We start from the raw sequence: 17,128 nt of genomic DNA, 5'->3' as shown, positions 1-17,128 counted from the left end.
TGGACGGATGACGACCACCGCCACGACGGCACGCGAACGGATGCTCCTGGCGAAGGACGCCGCCCGCAGCATCGGACTGCTCGGCGACGCCGCGAAGCGCGATGCACTGCTCGCGATCGCGGACGCGATCGAGGCGTCGACGGCCGACATCGTGACGGCCAACGGCGAAGACCTGCGGCGCGGGACCGCGAACGGCCTGTCTGCCGCGCTGCAGGACCGGCTGCGGCTCGACGAGCCGCGCGTCGCCGCGCTCGCCGCCGCCGTGCGCGAGATCGCGGCGCTTCCCGATCCGGTCGGCCGCGTCCTCGACGAGCGGACGCTCACCAACGGCGTGTCGCTGACCAAGGTGGCCGTCCCGTTCGGCGTGGTGGGCTCGATCTACGAGGCCCGCCCGAACGTCACCGTCGACATCGCTGCGCTCGCCCTGCGCTCCGGCAACGCCGTGGTGCTGCGCGGCGGCACGGCCGCCGAGCTGACCAACGCGGCCCTCGTGCGCGCCATGCGCGGGGCTCTGGCCGACCGCGGGCTCGATCCCGAGGCCATCCAGACCGTCGACGAGTTCGGCCGCGAGGGCGCCCGCGAGCTGATGCACGCCCGCGGCGTCGTGGACGTGCTCGTGCCCCGCGGCAGCGCGCAGCTCATCGAGACCGTCGTCACCGAGTCGTCGGTGCCCGTCATCGAGACCGGCGCCGGCGTCGTGCACATCGTGCTCGACGAGACGGCGCCCCTGGACTGGGCCCGCGACATCGTCGTGAACGCCAAGACGCAGCGGCCCAGCGTCTGCAACGCCGTCGAGACGGTGCTCGTGCACCGCGGCGCCGCGGACCGCCTGGTCGGCCCCGTGGTCGAGGCGCTGCAGCAGAGCGGCGTGACGGTGCACGGCGACCCCACCGTGGCCGAGCTCGCCGCCGGGGTCACACCCGCGACGGACGAGGACTGGGCCACCGAGTACCTGAGCCTCGATCTCGCGATGCGCGTCGTCGACGACCTCGATGCGGCTCTGGAGCACATCCGCCGCTACTCGACCCACCACACCGAGTCGATCGTGACGAGGGATGCCGCCAACGAGGCCCGCTTCCTCGCCGAGGTGGACTCCGCCGTCGTGATGGCCAACACGTCGACGCGATTCACCGACGGCGGCGAGTTCGGTTTCGGCGCCGAAGTGGGGATCTCAACGCAGAAGCTGCACGCGCGGGGGCCGATGGGGCTGGCCGAGCTCACCAGCTCGAAGTGGCTGGCGCGCGGCGCCGGACAAGTGCGCGCGTGACGGAATACACTGGATCAGTCCCGCGCCCTTGAGGGCGAACCCGAAACGGAGCCCGAATGACACTCGCCACGATCATCGCCATCGCCGCCGAAGAGGCGGAGCACACCGGCAACGTCGCCCTCGAGACCGTCGGCTACGGCATCGTGGCGGTCCTCGTGTTCGCCGCACTGGCTCTGGTGACGCTGTCGTATCGCAACGTGGCCAACCGCCACGCCCACAAGGCCGAGGCGTACGCCAAGGCCCACGCGAACGACGTGCAGCGATCGGGGCACGGCCACTGAGGCAGCACCGCATGGTCGGTACCGGGGCCTCGAGGATCGGGGTCATGGGTGGGACGTTCGACCCCATCCACCACGGGCACCTCGTCGCCGCCAGCGAGGTCGCCCAATGGTTCGACCTCGATGAAGTGGTCTTCGTGCCGACGGGCGAGCCGTGGCAGAAGGCCGACGTCTCGCCGAGCGAGCACCGGTACCTCATGACCGTCATCGCGACGGCATCCAATCCCCGTTTCACTGTGAGCCGGGTCGACATCGACCGCGACGGCCCCACATACACCATCGACACGCTCCGCGATCTGAAGGCCCAGCGCCCCGACGCGGAGCTGTTCTTCATCACCGGGGCAGACGCCATAGCGCAAATTCTCAGTTGGAGAGACCATGATGAGTTGTGGGACCTCGCCCACTTCGTCGCTGTGTCTCGCCCCGGACACGTGCTGAGCACGGACGGACTGCCCAGCGATGACGTCAGTCAGCTCGAGATCCCCGCCCTCGCCATCTCGTCGACGGACTGCCGCGACCGGGTCCAGCGAGGACACCCCGTGTGGTACCTCGTGCCCGACGGGGTCGTCCAATACATTGCGAAGCATCATCTCTACCGGAGCAAGGAATGAGTACACCCGAGCAACCGGCATCGCCCGCCCTCACCCGCAAGCAGATCCGCGAGCTGCGGAACACGGGCTCGACGCCCGTGATCACCGACGCGCAGATCGCCGACGAGGCGCCTGAGGCCCCCGTATCCGCCGTGCCGGCCGCGCCCGTCATGCCGACGCCGCCTCCAGCCGCTGTCGTCCCGGTCAGCGCCGCACCGTTCCCACGCCCCGCCGAACCCGCCGTCGTGCCGCCCGCACCCGTCGCCGACTCCACCGTCGACCTCGGCGTGTCGCCGCTCACGCGTCGCCAGGCCCGCCAGCAGGAGCGCATCCGCACGGCGTCGGTCCCCGTCATCACGCCTGAGGTCGTCGCCGCGCACGCCGCGGCCACCGGCGCCCCCGCCTTCGCGTACTCGCCGGCGACCGTCCCCGAGCAGCCGCAGTTCACCGAGCCGGCACCCGTGTCGGCCCCGACGCCGTCGCTGTTCGTCGAGTCGACCGATTCGGGCGAGGTCAGCACCGACAGCGGCATGCACGCGCTGTTCGGTCTCCCGCGCGACGCCGAGCCTGAGGTCGCCGAACCGGCCGCGGCTCCTGCGCCCGTCGCGGCTCCCGCGCCCGCGCCCGTCGCGGCTCCTGCGCCCGCCGCCGCGCCCGTCGCGGCCTCGACGGCGCCGCAGGTGTCGTGGATCCAGCCGCTGCCCGAAGAGGCTGCCGTCGACTCGTTCGATCAGGCGCTGGCCGGCATCGAGGACCCGATCGCCGAGGAGTCCAAGGCTGTTGTGAGTCCGCTGTTCGGCGCAGGACTGCTCGAAGCCGATGCTGTCGCCGTCGCCGAGCCCGAGCCGGAGCCGGCGGCGGCGGAGTTCCCGCCGTCGTTCGACCAGCTGCTGTCGCGCTCGACCGGCGCGATCGCGCTGCCCAGCGCCCTGATCGTCGCCCAGGCGCCCGAGGTGTCGCCGCTGGTGGCCCCGGTCACCGCGACCGGCGAGGTCATCGTGACCGGCACGTTCAACCTTCCCGAGGGCCTCGGTTCGACCGGTCACGCCAAGGGCACCGCGGACGGCAAGGAGATCGACGCGACGCTGGTCGACGGCGAGCTCCCGGTGCACTCGTCGCCGACGCCTATCGCGGCCAGCGCCGCGGTCAGCACGGTCAAGATGCCCGGCGAAGTCATCAAGCCCCCGGCGCCCGAGAAGGGCGGCAAGCTGATGATGTCGCTCGCCGTGACGGCGGGCGTGCTCGCTCTCGCCCTCGTGGGCGTCCTCATCCTCGCCTTCGTGACGGGAGTCTTCTCATGACCGCGACCCCTCAGTCGCTCGAAATGCTTCAGATCGCCGCGACGGCCGCAGACGCCAAGGGCGGCGAGGACCTCATCGCTCTCGATGTCTCGGAGCCGTTGCCGCTGGTCGACATCTTCCTGCTCGTCACCGGGCGCAACGAGCGCAACGTGGCCGCCATCGCGGACGAGATCGAAGACAAGCTTCTCGAGGCCGGCCACAAGCGGCTGCGCCGCGAGGGCCGCCAGGAGTCGCGCTGGGTGCTGATCGATTTTGGCGACCTCGTCGTCCACGTGTTCCACGAGCAGGAGCGCGTCTACTACGGCCTCGAGCGCCTGTGGAAGGACTGCCCCGTCGTGCCGGTCCAGCTGCCGGCGCACGCGGGCGCTGAAGAGTGACCGTGGTTCGGACCACCCCTCGGAGTGTTGTAAGCTAGACGAGTTGCCCCGCGAGAGCGGGAAAACGGTCAGGGCCTGTGGCGCAGCTGGTAGCGCACCTGCATGGCATGCAGGGGGTCAGGGGTTCGAGTCCCCTCAGGTCCACCGAGAAAGGCCGCCCGATCGGGCGGCCTTTTCGCGTTCCTGGGCTGAGCGCGAGCTCGGTCAGCCCTGCGTCCGCGGGTCCTCGGTCGGGTCCCGGTACGGGCGCGGGCATCCCTGCTCGACGGCCTCGGGGCGAAGCTCGTAGTGCCACGCCTCGTTGTCGTAGGTCTGGCACAGGCCGTAGGCCTGGCCCTGCGCCATCATCCACGCTGCCGCGGCGTACGGGCCGACGTCGACCGCGTCACCCGCCACGTGCGCAGACGTCGCCGGCGTCGCGACCCAGCGCGCGGCCTCGGCCTCCGATCCGTACTCCGCGACCGCGTCGCGCCGGAGCTGCTCCTGGTACTCGGCGGACCGCCAGCCGCTGTTCACGCGCATGTCGATCCCTTCGGCGGCGGCGTCGGTCGCCGCCCGCCGGAGCGCGTCCAGCAGCGCGGGCGAGAGCCGGGCGATCCCGGGGAGCCGATCGTCGAACGGGCCGGCGTCGGCGGGGAGGATGCCATCCGCCTCTGTCACCGCCCCGTCCGTGGTCTCGTCGACCGCGCCCGCGATCGCCGGCGCGCCCGAGGACGGCGCGCCCGCAGCCCCGCCCGCCCGATAGGCCACCGCCGCGACGACGGCGGTCGTGAGCACCGCCAGTACGAGGACGAGCGCGACGAGCGCGCGGCGCAGGCGAGTGGGGCGGGACGAGAGGGTGTTCATGGTCCCAGCACACCCGCGCGCCCGTTGCCGGAGCGTATGAGGATTTCGCTACACGGACGATATGCGCCGCCTCGTAGCATCGAGGCATGCGCGTGCTGGTGGTCGAGGACGAACCCCTGATGGCCGGCGCCATCCGCGATGGTCTGCGGCTGGCCGCGATCGCCGCCGACATCGCCGGCGACGGCGACACCGCCCTGGAGATGCTCAGCGTCAACGCGTACGACATCGCGGTGCTCGATCGCGACATCCCGGGGCCTTCGGGCGACGACATCGCCGCGCATCTGGTGGCATCGGGGAGCGGCATCCCGATTCTGATGCTCACCGCAGCCGATCGGATCGACGACAAGACGTCGGGCTTCGAACTCGGTGCCGACGACTACCTCACCAAGCCGTTCGAGCTGCAGGAGCTGGTGCTGCGGCTGCGTGCGCTGGATCGCCGGCGCGCCCACAGCCGGCCGCCGGTGCGGGAGATCGCGGGGCTCCGGGTCGACCCGTTCCGTCGTGAGGTCTTCCGTGACGGCCGGCACGTCGCCGTCACGCGCAAGCAGTTCGCGGTGCTGGAGGTGCTGGTCGCCGCCGACGGCGGAGTGGTCAGCGCCGAGGACCTGCTGGAACGCGCGTGGGATGAGAACGCGGACCCGTTCACCAACGCGGTGCGCATCACGGTGTCGGCGCTGCGCAAACGACTCGGTGAGCCGTGGGTCATCGCCACGGTTCCGGGCGTGGGCTATCGCATCGAGGCGGCACCGGCCGAGGAGCAGTCGGATGGCTAGACGACCCGGAATGAGTGTGCGGCTCAAGCTGACGCTCAGCTATGCGGGGTTCCTGATGGTCGCCGGTGCGCTGCTGCTCGCCGTCGTCTGGGTGTTCCTGCTGCGGTACGTGCCCGACGGCAACCTCACCGGACCGGGGCCGGTCATCCCGAACCGTGGGGACCTCGAGCGTGCGTTCGCGCCGCGTGCCGCCTGGGCTCTGGCCTTCCTGCTCGTCTTCGGGCTGGTGGGCGGCTGGTTCCTGTCCGGTCGCATGCTCGCTCCGCTGAGGAGGATCACGGATGCCACACGCCGCGCGGCGAGCGGCTCGCTGTCGCACCGCATCGAGCTGGACGGACGCGCTGACGAGTTCCGTGAGCTCGCGGACAGCTTCGACACGATGCTCGCGCGGCTGGAGGCGCAGGTAGACGAGCAGCGCCGGTTCGCGGCCAACGCGTCGCATGAGCTGCGGACGCCGCTCGCGATCACCCAGACGCTGCTCGACGTCGCCCGCGACGATCCGGACCGCGACGCCGCCGAGCTGATCGCGCGGCTGCGTGTCGTCAACACGCGCGCGATCGATCTGACCGAAGCCCTCCTCGTGCTCAGCCGCGTCGATCAGCGTTCCTTCGTGCGCGAGGTCGTCGATCTGTCGCTGGTTGCGGAGGACGCCGTCGAGACGCTGCTGCCGTTCGCCGAGGCGCGCGACGTGTCGATCTCGACGTCGGGAGATGTGGTGCCGGTGCTCGGATCGCCCACGCTGCTGCGACAGCTCGTGACGAATCTCGTCCACAACGCGATCGTCCACAACCTCGCGACGGGCGGCACCGTCACGGTGGCGACCGCCCGCGACGGCGGGCTCGCCCAGCTGACGGTAGAGAACACGGGAGCCCCGCTCAGCCCCATGATGGTCGGCACCCTCACCGAGCCGTTCCAGCGGGGGAGCGAGCGGGCACGCGGTGATCAGCACGCCGGGGTGGGACTCGGACTCGCGATCGTGAAGAGCATCGCCGAGGCCCACGGCGGGACGCTGGCCCTCACCGGATGCGTGGACGGCGGCCTGCGCGTCGTGGTGCGCCTTCCGGCGACGTCCACCTGAGCCCGGGCATCCACCCGATGCCTGTTGCGCGTGCGGACTGTGTCGACGAGGGTGGAGGCATGACCGACGTGACCCCCTTCCTCTGGTTCGACGACTCCGCCGAGGCCGCCGTCACGTTCTACACGTCGCTGATCCCGGACTCCGAGATCGTCGAGCTCGGACGCTACCCCGACGAGGTGCCCGGCATGGGCGGCAAGGTCATGAACGTGCACTTCCGCCTGGCCGGTCGCGACTACTTCGGGATGGATGCCGGACCCCAGTTCCCGTTCACCGAGGCCGTGTCGCTGTACGTGGCGTGCCACGATCAGGCCGAGGTGGACCGCTACTGGGACGCGCTCATCGCCGACGGCGGCGAGGAGCAGCCGTGCGGCTGGCTCAAGGACCGCTGGGGCCTGTCATGGCAGATCATCCCGGAACGGCTGGTCGAACTGATCCGCCACCCGGATCCTGAGATCGCGCACCGCGCCGTGCAGGCCATGCTGCGCATGCGCCGCATCGACCTCGCGACGCTCGAGGCCGCCGTGGCCGACAGATGAAAGCCGACGCCCGGACGGCGGCGATCGGATGCCTCGCCCTGGCGCTGATCGTCGTCGCGGGGTGCGGCGCGTCCGCACCGAGGCCGGTGCCTCCGACGGCGACCGCGACGGCCGTCCCCTCGCCTTCGGGGACGGAGCCGTCACCCGCCCCGGAGGGGACGTTCTGGCGCGCCGGCACCGACATCGCGACCCTCGCGTCGGGTCTGACCTCGCCGTGGTCGGTGGTGCCCCTGGCAGGCGGTGGTGCGCTCATCTCGCAGCGCGACGACGGCGTCGTCCTCGAGCTGACGCGGACCGGCGACCTCCGCACGGTGGGCGCGGTGCCGGGTGTCGTCTCCGGCGGCGAGTCCGGCCTGCACGGGCTCGCCGTGCTCGACACCGGTGAAGATCCGCTCCTGTACGCCTACTTCGGATCCGTCGACGACAACCGGGTCGTCCGGATGCCGCTTCTCGGCGACCCGGGCTCTTTCCGGCTCGGCGATGCCGAGGTCGTGCTGGACGGCATCCCGAGGGCGAGCACGCACGACGGAGGACGCCTCGCGTTCGGACCCGACGGGTACCTGTACGTCACCACCGGCGACGCCCAGCAGCGCGATGCGGCACAGGACCGGGAAGCTCTCGGCGGCAAGATCCTGCGGCTGACGCCGGACGGCGATGCGGCGCCGGGCAACCCGTGGGGCACGCGCGTGTGGTCGATGGGGCACCGCAACGTGCAGGGCATCGCCTGGACGGCCGACGGCACGATGTGGGCGAGCGAGTTCGGGCAGAACACGTGGGACGAGCTGAACCGCATCGAGCCGGGTGCGAACTACGGCTGGCCGGTCGTCGAGGGCGTCGCAGGCCGGGACGGCTACACGGATCCGGTGGCGCAATGGCCGACGAGCGAGGCGAGCCCCAGCGGGCTCGCCTCCGTGGGCGACACGCTGTTCCTGGCGGGCCTGCGCGGGGAGCGACTGTGGCAGGTGGACACCGCCGACGGTGAGGCCGCGGCGGATCCCGTCGCCGCGCTCACCACGCAGTTCGGACGCCTGCGCGACGTCGTCGCGCGGCCGGACGAGACACTCTGGCTGCTCACGAGCAACACCGACGGACGCGGCGATCCGGGTCCGTCGGACGATCTGCTGCTGCGCGTGCCGCTGGTGACCGCACCATGACACCCGCGATCCGGGCGCCCTCTGGCACGCTACGGTGAGACGGTGAGTTCGCAGCCCCGCTGTCCGCATTGCCGCCACTTCGTCTACCTCGACACCCTGCGGTGCCCGAACTGCGAAGCCGAGATCGGCTACCACCTGCCTTCGCGCGAGTTCCAGGGGCTGCGCCACGGTCAGGCCGTTATCGACGGCGAGGTCTGGTACGCCTGCTCGAACCGCGAGTGGGCGTGCAACTGGCTGGTGTGGGAGAACGCACCCGCGGGACGCTGCTTCTCGTGCCGGCTGACACGGCGCAGCCCTGCCGCGAACGACACCGTCGCACTGGAGAAGCTGTCCAAGACCGAGGAGGCCAAGCGCCGCCTGCTGCTGCAGCTGGCCGACCTCGGACTGCCGATCGTCGGGTGGGACACCGAGAAGGGCGGGCTGGGGTTCGACCTCATCTCGAGCCTGTCCGACGGCAAGCGGGTGACGATCGGGCACGCCAACGGCATCATCACGATCGATCTGGCGGAGAGCCTCGACGATCGCCGCGAGGCGCTGCGCGTGAAGCTCGGCGAGCCCTACCGCACGATCCTCGGACACCTGCGCCACGAGGTCGGCCACTACTACCAGAACGTGCTGCTCACGGACCCCGCGCTGTGGGATCGCTGCCGGGAGCTGTTCGGCGATGAGCGCACGAGCTATCGCGACGCGCTGCAGCGCCACTACAAGCTCGGCGCACCCGCCGACTGGCACGAGTCGTTCATCTCGGAGTACGCCACGATGCATCCGTGGGAGGACTTCGCCGAGACCTTCGCGCATTATCTGCACATCACAGGGACGCTTCAGACGGCTGCGATCATCGGCATCCATCTCGACGCGTCAGTGACGAACCTGCGCGACACCGACGTCGTGCCGCTCGATTCGTACGAGGACGAGCCGATCCAGCGGCTCCTGACGGACTGGGAGTGGATGTCGCAGGGGTTCAACCGGATCAACCGGTCCATGGGATTCGGCGACCTGTACCCCTTCACGATCGTGGCGCCGGTGCGCCACAAGCTCGCCTTCATCCACGACATCGTGACGCGCGCCCCCCTGAGCCCCAGCGAGCAGTACGCGCTGGCCACCGCCGGGGACTCGGAGCGCTCATGACCGTGGGGCGTCCATGAGCGCGGGCGGCACGCCGCAACGGGGGAGCTCCACCCATCCCGTCGAGAACCAGGCGCCGTGGCGCGTCCGCCTCGACGAGTACACCGTGAACACGCCGCTCGCCGAGGCCGTGCGCGCGTTCGGCGCGGACTGGGCGGACGACGCGCTGCGCGAGACCGGCGCCCTCGTCGGCTCGGCCTCGTTCCAGGACGACGCCGAGCGGGCGAACGTGCACACCCCCGTCGCACGGCTCCACGACCGCTGGGGCAACCGCATCGACGAGGTGGAGTACGACCCCTCGTACCACCGGATCATCGGCGAGGCGGTCGCCCGCGGCGCGCACACCTCGGCGTGGGCCGATCCGCGCGCGGGCGCCGGCGTCGCCCGCGCCACCACGTTCATGCTCTTCGCGCAGGTCGAGCCCGGCCACGCCTGTCCGGTGTCGATGACGCACGCGGCCGTCGCGTCGATCAAGGACTCACCGTGGATCGCCGATGAATGGATGCCGCGCCTGCTCTCGCGGGAGTACGAGCCGCGTCTGCTCGACGGCGGGAAGCGCAGCGCGCTGGTCGGCATGGCCATGACCGAGAAGCAGGGCGGGTCGGACGTCCGTGCGGGCACGACTGTCGGCGTCGCGATGGGCGGCCACGCGTACGAGCTCACCGGGCACAAGTGGTTCTGCTCGGCGCCGATGTCGGACGCGTTCCTGGTGCTCGCGCAGACGCGCGACGGTGGCGTCGAGGACGGTCTGTCGTGCCTGTTCGTGCCGCGCGTGCTGCCGCACGGCGTGCGCAACGCCTTCCGCATCCAGCGACTGAAAGACAAAGTGGGCAACCGCTCGAACGCGTCGTCCGAGGTCGAGTTCGACGGCACTGTCGGTCTCCTCCTCGGCGAGCCTGGACGGGGAGTGCGGACCATCATCGAGATGGTGCAGCGCACGCGGCTGGACTGCGTCCTGGGCACCGCCGCCGGCATGCGCCAGTCGGTGGCCGAGGCGGTGTGGCACGCACGGGGCCGCTCCGCATTCGGGCGCCTGCTCGTGGATCAGCCGGCGATGACCTCGGTGCTCGCCGACCTCGCACTCGAGTACGAGGCCGCGATGCTCACCGGGATGCGGCTCGCGCAGCTGTTCGAGGCCGATGCGTCCGATCACGACGTGGCGCTGCGGCGTCTGGCCACACCGGTGTCGAAGTACTGGATCTGCAAGCGCGGCCCGCACCACGCGTACGAGGCGATGGAGTGCCTGGGCGGCAACGGCTACACCGAATCGTTCCCGCTCGGACGTCGGTACCGCGAGCAGCCGGTGATGGCGATCTGGGAGGGGTCCGGCAACGTCATCGCGCTCGACGTGCTGCGCGCCCTGACTCGCGACCCCGAGTCGGCTGCGGCCTTCGCGGATGAACTGGCCACGACGACCGGATCCTCGGCGCTGCTGGACGCCCATGTCGACCGGACGCTCGCGCTTCTGGGGCGGCTGTCGACTGCGGACGCCGACGAAGCAGCCGCACAGGCCCGCCGACTCACAGAGGACCTCGCCCTCGCCTTCCAGGCGTCCCTCATGCTCCGTCACGCCCCCTCGCGCGACGCCGACGCGTTCGTCGCCGCGCGTCTCGGCGACGACCGCGGCGCGCAGTACGGCGTGCTGCCGAGCGGGACGGATGCCGCGGCCATCGTCGCCCGGCACTGAAAGAGCACACGCCACCCACGCCGCCCGACCTAGGCTGGACGGGTGATGTCGTCGCGTCGGTTCTGGTCGGGCGCGGTCGCGGCGCTGGCTGCGGCGGCGCTCGCACTGAGTGTCGGGAGCCCCGCCCTGTCGTCGCCGCGCACGACGCGCGTCGTGACGCAGCCCGCGTCGGACGCCGCCGTCGAGGCCGACGCGCGCGACCTCGTCGCCGCGATGACCGTGCGCGAGCGGGCGGCGAGCGTGGTGATGGGACACGTGCCGACGACCGATCCCGCCGTCCTGAACACCTACATGCAGTCCACCGGCATCGGCGGGTTCCTGCTCATGGGGGCCAACATCCCCGGTGACGAGGCCGCCCTGCGCGCGATCACGGCGGCGCTGACCACCGATCCCGCGCTGCCGCCGCTCATCGCGATCGATCAGGAGGGCGGCGACGTGTCGCGCCTGCCGTGGGACGACTTCCCCTCCGCCCTGACTCTGAAGGGCGCCGCTCCGGAGGCCGTCCAGGACGCCTACGCCGGCCGGGCCGCGCTCGTGCGCCGCGCAGGCATCGGCGTCAACTTCGGGATCGTGGCCGACGAGACGGACGACCCGCGGTCGTTCATCTACCGGCGTGTGCTCGGCACGACGCCCGATGCGGCCGCCGCGAGCGTCGCGGCGGCCGTCCGCGGAGAGGCCGAAGCCGTCGCCTCGACGCTCAAGCACTTTCCGGGCCACGGCGCCACCGAGGCCGATTCGCACGCCACGATCCCGGTCACGCCGATGTCGTACGACCAGTGGCGGCAGAGCGAAGCTGTGCCCTTCGCCGCCGGCATCGCCGAGGACGCGCCGCTGCTGATGTTCGGGCACCTGGCCTACACCGCCGTGGACTCCGCCCCCGCGAGCCTGTCGCCCGAATGGCATCGGATCGCCCGAGAAGAGCTCGGCTTCACCGGCATCGCCGTGACCGACGATCTCGGGATGCTGCAGGCCTCCGGCGACCCGCAGTACGCCGACCCGTCCGCGAACGCCGTCGCCGCGCTCGCCGCGGGCAACGACCTGGTGCTCACCGTCGTCTCCTCCACCCCCGAGACCGCACCGCACATCGTGGATGCGGTGGTCGCCGCCGTCGAGTCGGGCGCGCTGCCGGCGGCCCGCCTGCAGGAGGCCGCGACGCGCGTCACGACGCTGCGGCTGCATCTCGCTGCGCAGGGTCAGGGGCTGCTGCCGTGCCCCGACTGCGCCCCGGTCGGCTGACCCGGACTGCGGCCTTGCCGAGTCAGGCGTCGACGATCGCGAGCAGCCTCGAGCGCAGCGCCTGCCCGCGCTCGGCGAACCCCCGCTGGGCGCGCACGTAGCTCGCCTTGCCCTCGGCAGTCTCGATGCGCACCGGCTCGTAACCCCAGTCCGCGAGGTCGTACGGCGAGGCCTTCATGTCGAGTTCGCGGATGTCGCGCGCGAGCTCGAAGGCATCCAGCAGCAGCTCGCCGGGCACGAGCGGCCCGAGCTTGACCGCCCACTTGTACAGGTCCATCCCTGCGTGCAGACAACCCGGCTGCTCGAGCGCCGCCTGCAGCTCGCGGGTCGGCATCTCGCGATTGCGTGGCACCGCCTCCGGTGTGAAGAAGCGGAACGCATCGAAATGGGTGCAGCGCAGGTCGTGCGCCTCGACGACGGCGTCGGTCCCGTCGCGGCCGAGGCGGAGTGGGACGGGATGCCGGTGCTCGCGCTGCCGGTACACCATGGCCCACTCGTGCAGACCGAAGCAGCCGAAGCCCGGCGCGCGGCCGGCCGTCGCCCGGACGATGCTCCCGACGTTCGCGATCAGCACGCGGCGCTCTTCGCGGAGTGCGGCGGCGTCGACGACGAGCGAGCCGCTGGTCGTGCCGGGCGCGTACCACCGCCACGTGGCCCGGGCGTCGGCAGCGGCATCCTGGAGCTCCACGCCTTCGCCCGGATGCCAGCGGTGCAGGATCGCGGGCTTGTACGAGTAGTACGTGAACAGGAAGTCCTCGACCGGATGAGACTCACGCCGGGCGGCGCGCTCGCGATGCGCGCGAGTGAGCCCGCGTGCGCGCTCGGCATGCACGCGTTCGCGCTCGCGCCACGTCTCGGCGGCGAGCACCGCCGGAGCCGGGGGAGCGATCGTCACCGCTCGAGGATACGCGGGCGGGACCGGGGGACTATGAGAGTCAGTCCTCGGCCGGCTCGATCAGCTCGAGGGAGTTGTTGCGGACGTTGCCCACCGCTTTCGACACGACGTGGTCGTCCAGCGTCTCGGCAAGCGCGGGCGCGGCGTCGATGGCGGCATCGAGCACATCGCGCACGTTGTCGGTCGTGGGGTCGAGCCACGCGTCGGCGTGATCAGGGTCGAGGAACAGCGGCATGCGGTCGTGGATAGACCCCAGGTGTCCGATGGCGTCGCGCGTGAGGATCGTGAAGCTGAGCAGCCAGCGCTCGGGGTCGTCGTCGCCCTTCGTCTTGTCGCGCCACCACTCATACAGCCCGGCGAGGAACAGCGGCTCGCCGTCGGCGGGATGGATGTAGTGGGGCGTCTTGACGCCCTCGACAGTCTTCCACTCGTAGTAGCCCGAGGTCGGCACGACCGCGCGCCGCTTCTCGAGCGCGCCGCGGAACATGGGCTTGTCTTCGAGCTCCTCCGCCCGCGCATTGAACGCGCGGACCCCCATCTTGGTGTCTTTCGCCCACGAGGGCACGAGACCCCAGCGCGCGGACTCCAGACGCCTGGTCGGCGGCTCGGTCTTGGCGGAGTCGAGCACGATCGCCGCGCGGTCGGTGGGCGCGACGTTGTACGAGGGCTCGGGCAGATCATCGCCCTCGACGTCGACGCGCAGCACGCCGACGAGATCGGATCCGGCACTGGCCACCACGAAGCGTCCGCACATGCCGTCAGCCTACGCGCGGGCTCCGACGTGCGCGGTGCGGCGGGTCAGGTCTGGGCGGTGTGCACGACTCCGACGTCTTCGAGCCGCTCCAGCAGCCCGGCGCCGTCGGTGTCGCTCACCCACGGCACCTCGGCGGCGGCGTGGTCGTTGACGGCGGTGCGTCCGCCGGCCAGGACGGCCTCGGCGGGCGAGAGCCGGCGGATGGCGACCGCGACGACCTGGGTCGGGTGCTCGTCGGTGAAGGTCGTGTAGATGGCGTCGTCGTGCTGGCCGTCGTCGCCGATGAGCAGCCACCGCACCTGCGGGAACTCCTGGGCGAGCCGCCGCAGATTCGAGAGCTTGTGCGCCATGCCGCTGCGGAACCACCGGTCGTGCGTCGGGCCCCAGTCGGTCAGGAGCATCGCCCCCGGCGGGAACACATGACGGCCGAGGAACCGCATCAGCGTCGGCGCGATGTTCCAGGCGCCGGTCGAGAGGTACACGAGGGGAGCGCCGGGGTTCTCGCGCACGACGCGCTCCATGAGCACCGCCATGCCGGGCACCGGCTGACGCGCGTGCTCGTCGACCACGAACGAGTTCCAGGCCGCCAGCAGCGGTCGCGGGAGCGCGGTCACCATCACGGTGTCGTCGACGTCGGAGACCACGCCGAAGCGCACGTCGGGCGCGACGATGAACGCGCGGGTCTCGACAGGATCGCCGCCTTCGACCGACATCGTGAACGTCTGCCAGCCGGGATCGAGCTGCGCGGGGATGCGCGTGTCGATCACTCCGCCGCGATCGGCGACGACCTCGTGCGCGACGCCGGCGATCGTGATCGTCACCTGCGCGTACCCGATCGGAACGGCGACGAAGCTGCGCCAGCCGCGGACGCTGGCGTACTCGCCCTCGCCGACGGGCTTCACGGGCGGGACGATCATGACGCGGCCCAGCACCCGAACCCAGTTTGGGGCGCCGTAGCCGGGGAACGGGGTGACGGTGGGCGTCTGGCCGCGACGACGGGCGCGGCGCTCGCGCCACGCGTGGAACCGGTACTCCAGACGCGCGAGCCACAGGACTTTGGCGCGCGCGGAAGACGTGTCGGTTTCGGGCATCCCCTTCAGTCTTTCACGTCCGGCGCCGGCGCTTCGGACGCGCCGTCCGCCGAGGCGTCGTGCTCGAGGTGCTTGCGTTCGCTCCGCTCGATGATCTTCTTCGCGAGGAACACGAGCACGAGGAAGACCACGATGACGGCGACGAAGATGTAGCCCGCGTAGTGCAGCTGATCGGCGAGCTCGCGGTACGTGCCGGCCGCCGCGGCCGCCACGGAGATGTACAGGGTCGACCAGATGACGCAGGCCGGGATCGTCCAGGCGAGGAACCGGCGATACGAGTAGCCGCTCATCCCCACCGTCAGGGGGACGAGGGAATGCAGCACGGGCAGGAACCGCGACAGGAAGATGGCGGGACCGCCGCGCCGTTGCAGATAGCGCTCCGAGCGCTCCCAGTGCTCCTCGCCGATCCGGCGGCCGAGCCGGGAGTGCCGGATCCGCGGGCCCAGGACGCGACCGAGCCAGAATCCGATGCTCTCGCCGGCGATGGCGCCGGCGACCACGGCGATGCCGAGCAGCACCCCTTCCAGCGGCGACGACACGGCAGTCGCCGCCACGATCACGACAGTGTCGCCGGGGATCACGAGACCGATCAGCACACTCGTCTCGAGCATGATCGCGATGCCGGCGAGGATCGTCCTGACCAGTGGATCGACGCTCTGCACGGCGTCGAGGAGCCACGTCAGGAACTCGTTCACGGCACGAGCCTAGAGGCCCTGCGGTCCCTCTAACCTGGGAAGATGTCGGAGCACCTCGTCGCGGTCGACCTGCCGAGGTGGGTCGCCCCGGCAGCCGTCTTCGCCGCGGTCTTCGCCGATGCGCCGCACGCGTTCTGGCTGGATGCCGGGCCGCACGCCGACACCGGGCTCAGCTGGATGGGCGCCGGCGTCCCCGACGATCCGGCGCGCGTGCGTGCGACGGTGGCGGAGCCGCGCACCGACGGGGCATGGAACGGCGGCTGGGTCGGCTGGTCGGGGTACGACGGCGCAGCGTCGCGCGCAGGAGCCCCGGCACGAATCGGCGACGACGACGTCCCCTCACAGCTGTGGCTGCGCGTCGAGCGCATCGTCGTGTTCGACCACGCCCGCCGTCGCGTGACGGTGCACGCCGCCCCCGCGATCGCGCCGGTCCTTGCCGCCGAGATCGCGGACGCGACGGCATCCGCTCCCACCTTCGCGCCGGCGCCGCTCGCCGACCTCGGCACGGCGCGGGCGCGTCATACTCCTCCCGCGTACGCGGCGCTCATCGAGACCTGCCGCGCGGCGATCCGCGACGGCGACGCATATCAGCTGTGCCTGACGACGCGCTTCTCGGTCGAGGCATCCATCGATCCCGTGGCCGTCTACGCGCGCCTGCGCGGTGCGACGCCCTCTCATCACGGCGGGTTCGTGCGATCCGGCGACATCGCGCTGCTCAGCGCGAGCCCCGAGCAGTTCCTCGAGGTGAGCAGGGCGGGCGACGGAGCCGTGGTGCGCACGCGGCCCATCAAGGGCACACGGCCACGCGGGGCCGACGCCGCCGCGGACGCCGCGCTCGCCGCCGAGCTGCGTGCGGACGAGAAGGAGCGCGCCGAGAACGTCATGATCGTCGATCTGATGCGCAACGACCTCTCACGCGTCTGCGTCGCCGGAACCGTCGGCGTGGACGCGCTGCTCGAGGTCGAGACGTATCCGGCCGTGCATCAGCTGGTGAGCACGGTGTCGGGCCGGCTCGAGCCGGGGACGACGGTGGGGGAGCTGCTGGATGCCACGTTCCCCGCCGGTTCGATGACCGGGGCGCCCAAACTGTCGGCGATGACGATCCTCCACGGGCTGGAAGGAGCGCCCCGCGGGGTGTTCGCCGGCTGCTTCGGATGGGTGGGCGACGACGGCGCGCTCGATCTGGCCATGGTCATCCGCTCGATCGTCGTGCATCCTGCCGGCGCCTACGTCGGGGCGGGCGGCGGCATCACGTGGCGCTCGGACGCCGCCGCCGAGGTCGCCGAGGTGGGCATCAAGGCGCGCGGCCCCCTCGCCGCGATCGGCGCGGCGCTTCCGCCGGGCTGGTGACCCGGGCAGTCCGCTAACCTGGAAGATGCGCTGGCCCGCGCGTTCTGCGTCGTGCCCGCCTTCCGGCCTTCCAGGATTGGTACTTCCCCCGTGAG

At 71.4% G+C, this 17,128-nt stretch carries 18 protein-coding genes and 1 tRNA gene; 14 read left to right on the top strand and 5 right to left on the bottom strand.

Annotated features, from left to right (window positions below):
• Positions 1–7: 7 nt before the first annotated feature.
• The 6 genes from ABEA46_RS05505 (at position 8) to ABEA46_RS05480 (ending at position 3,957) form a co-directional block, all read left to right on the top strand.
• Positions 8–1,267 carry a glutamate-5-semialdehyde dehydrogenase gene (locus ABEA46_RS05505; RefSeq protein WP_345543366.1) on the top strand — a complete coding sequence of 420 codons (1,260 nt, stop codon included), beginning with the start codon at positions 8–10 and terminating at the stop codon, positions 1,265–1,267.
• A 56-nt stretch (positions 1,268–1,323) separates the two neighbouring features.
• On the top strand, positions 1,324–1,548 hold the full coding sequence (locus ABEA46_RS05500) for a hypothetical protein (RefSeq protein WP_345543364.1): 225 nt from the start codon (positions 1,324–1,326) through the stop codon (positions 1,546–1,548).
• Positions 1,549–1,559: 11 nt separating this feature from the next.
• The gene (gene nadD / locus ABEA46_RS05495) at positions 1,560–2,156 is read left to right on the top strand and encodes a nicotinate-nucleotide adenylyltransferase (RefSeq protein ID WP_191171083.1); all 597 of its coding nucleotides are present in this window, start codon (positions 1,560–1,562) and stop codon (positions 2,154–2,156) included.
• A complete protein-coding gene (locus tag ABEA46_RS05490) occupies positions 2,153–3,436 on the top strand; it encodes a hypothetical protein (RefSeq protein ID WP_345543363.1) in 1,284 nt (427 codons plus the stop codon). The genes nadD and ABEA46_RS05490 overlap by 4 nt, the downstream gene beginning before the upstream one ends.
• Complete coding sequence (rsfS, locus tag ABEA46_RS05485) at positions 3,433–3,813, top strand: ribosome silencing factor (RefSeq protein WP_345543362.1); 381 nt, start codon at positions 3,433–3,435, stop codon at positions 3,811–3,813. The genes ABEA46_RS05490 and rsfS overlap by 4 nt, the downstream gene beginning before the upstream one ends.
• Positions 3,814–3,884: 71 nt before the next feature.
• A tRNA-Ala gene (locus ABEA46_RS05480) sits at positions 3,885–3,957 on the top strand.
• Between the two features lie 60 nt (positions 3,958–4,017).
• Here ABEA46_RS05480 and ABEA46_RS05475 read toward each other — a convergent pair.
• Positions 4,018–4,659: a M15 family metallopeptidase gene (locus ABEA46_RS05475; RefSeq protein WP_345543360.1), complete on the bottom strand. Its 642-nt coding sequence runs from the start codon at positions 4,657–4,659 to the stop codon at positions 4,018–4,020.
• A gap of 86 nt (positions 4,660–4,745) precedes the next feature.
• On the opposite strand from ABEA46_RS05475, the gene ABEA46_RS05470 reads away from it, so the two are divergent.
• Genes ABEA46_RS05470 through ABEA46_RS05440 form a run of 7 tightly spaced genes read left to right on the top strand, consistent with a single transcriptional unit; the run spans position 4,746 to position 12,248 of the window.
• Positions 4,746–5,432 (top strand): response regulator transcription factor, encoded by a 687-nt coding sequence (locus ABEA46_RS05470; protein ID WP_345543358.1) that lies wholly within the window; start codon positions 4,746–4,748, stop codon positions 5,430–5,432.
• A complete protein-coding gene (locus ABEA46_RS05465) occupies positions 5,425–6,510 on the top strand; it encodes a sensor histidine kinase (protein ID WP_345543356.1) in 1,086 nt (361 codons plus the stop codon). The genes ABEA46_RS05470 and ABEA46_RS05465 overlap by 8 nt, the downstream gene beginning before the upstream one ends.
• A gap of 59 nt (positions 6,511–6,569) precedes the next feature.
• A complete protein-coding gene (locus ABEA46_RS05460; RefSeq protein WP_345543354.1) occupies positions 6,570–7,046 on the top strand; it encodes a VOC family protein in 477 nt (158 codons plus the stop codon).
• Positions 7,043–8,200 carry a PQQ-dependent sugar dehydrogenase gene (locus ABEA46_RS05455; RefSeq protein ID WP_345543352.1) on the top strand — a complete coding sequence of 386 codons (1,158 nt, stop codon included), beginning with the start codon at positions 7,043–7,045 and terminating at the stop codon, positions 8,198–8,200. The genes ABEA46_RS05460 and ABEA46_RS05455 overlap by 4 nt, the downstream gene beginning before the upstream one ends.
• A 42-nt stretch (positions 8,201–8,242) precedes the next feature.
• On the top strand, positions 8,243–9,328 hold the full coding sequence (locus tag ABEA46_RS05450) for a zinc-binding metallopeptidase family protein (RefSeq protein ID WP_345543350.1): 1,086 nt from the start codon (positions 8,243–8,245) through the stop codon (positions 9,326–9,328).
• Between the two features lie 13 nt (positions 9,329–9,341).
• Positions 9,342–11,012, top strand: coding sequence for an acyl-CoA dehydrogenase family protein (locus tag ABEA46_RS05445; protein WP_345543348.1), 1,671 nt, complete (start codon positions 9,342–9,344; stop codon positions 11,010–11,012).
• 45 nt (positions 11,013–11,057) lie between these two features.
• Positions 11,058–12,248 carry a glycoside hydrolase family 3 N-terminal domain-containing protein gene (locus ABEA46_RS05440; protein WP_345543800.1) on the top strand — a complete coding sequence of 397 codons (1,191 nt, stop codon included), beginning with the start codon at positions 11,058–11,060 and terminating at the stop codon, positions 12,246–12,248.
• Positions 12,249–12,270: 22 nt separating this feature from the next.
• Here ABEA46_RS05440 and ABEA46_RS05435 read toward each other — a convergent pair whose 3' ends face one another.
• The 4 genes from ABEA46_RS05435 to ABEA46_RS05420 are packed head-to-tail and all read right to left on the bottom strand — an operon-like array spanning position 12,271 to position 15,683.
• The gene (locus tag ABEA46_RS05435) at positions 12,271–13,143 is read right to left on the bottom strand and encodes a 3-methyladenine DNA glycosylase (RefSeq protein ID WP_345543347.1); all 873 of its coding nucleotides are present in this window, start codon (positions 13,141–13,143) and stop codon (positions 12,271–12,273) included.
• Positions 13,144–13,183: 40 nt separating this feature from the next.
• The gene (locus ABEA46_RS05430) at positions 13,184–13,897 is read right to left on the bottom strand and encodes an SOS response-associated peptidase (protein ID WP_345543346.1); all 714 of its coding nucleotides are present in this window, start codon (positions 13,895–13,897) and stop codon (positions 13,184–13,186) included.
• A 44-nt stretch (positions 13,898–13,941) separates the two neighbouring features.
• Positions 13,942–14,988, bottom strand: coding sequence for an App1 family protein phosphatidate phosphatase (locus tag ABEA46_RS05425; protein WP_345543344.1), 1,047 nt, complete (start codon positions 14,986–14,988; stop codon positions 13,942–13,944).
• A gap of 5 nt (positions 14,989–14,993) precedes the next feature.
• A complete protein-coding gene (locus ABEA46_RS05420) occupies positions 14,994–15,683 on the bottom strand; it encodes a DedA family protein (RefSeq protein WP_345543342.1) in 690 nt (229 codons plus the stop codon).
• 42 nt (positions 15,684–15,725) lie between these two features.
• Between ABEA46_RS05420 and ABEA46_RS05415 the strand changes: the two genes are divergently transcribed.
• On the top strand, positions 15,726–17,033 hold the full coding sequence (locus ABEA46_RS05415; protein WP_345543341.1) for an anthranilate synthase component I family protein: 1,308 nt from the start codon (positions 15,726–15,728) through the stop codon (positions 17,031–17,033).
• Positions 17,034–17,128 lie beyond the last annotated feature (95 nt).

The organism is Microbacterium jejuense (genome assembly GCF_039544225.1).
Taxonomy (GTDB): domain Bacteria; phylum Actinomycetota; class Actinomycetes; order Actinomycetales; family Microbacteriaceae; genus Microbacterium; species Microbacterium jejuense.
Note: the sequence above shows the minus strand (reverse complement) of the source record. Positions and strands in the feature narration are given on the sequence as shown.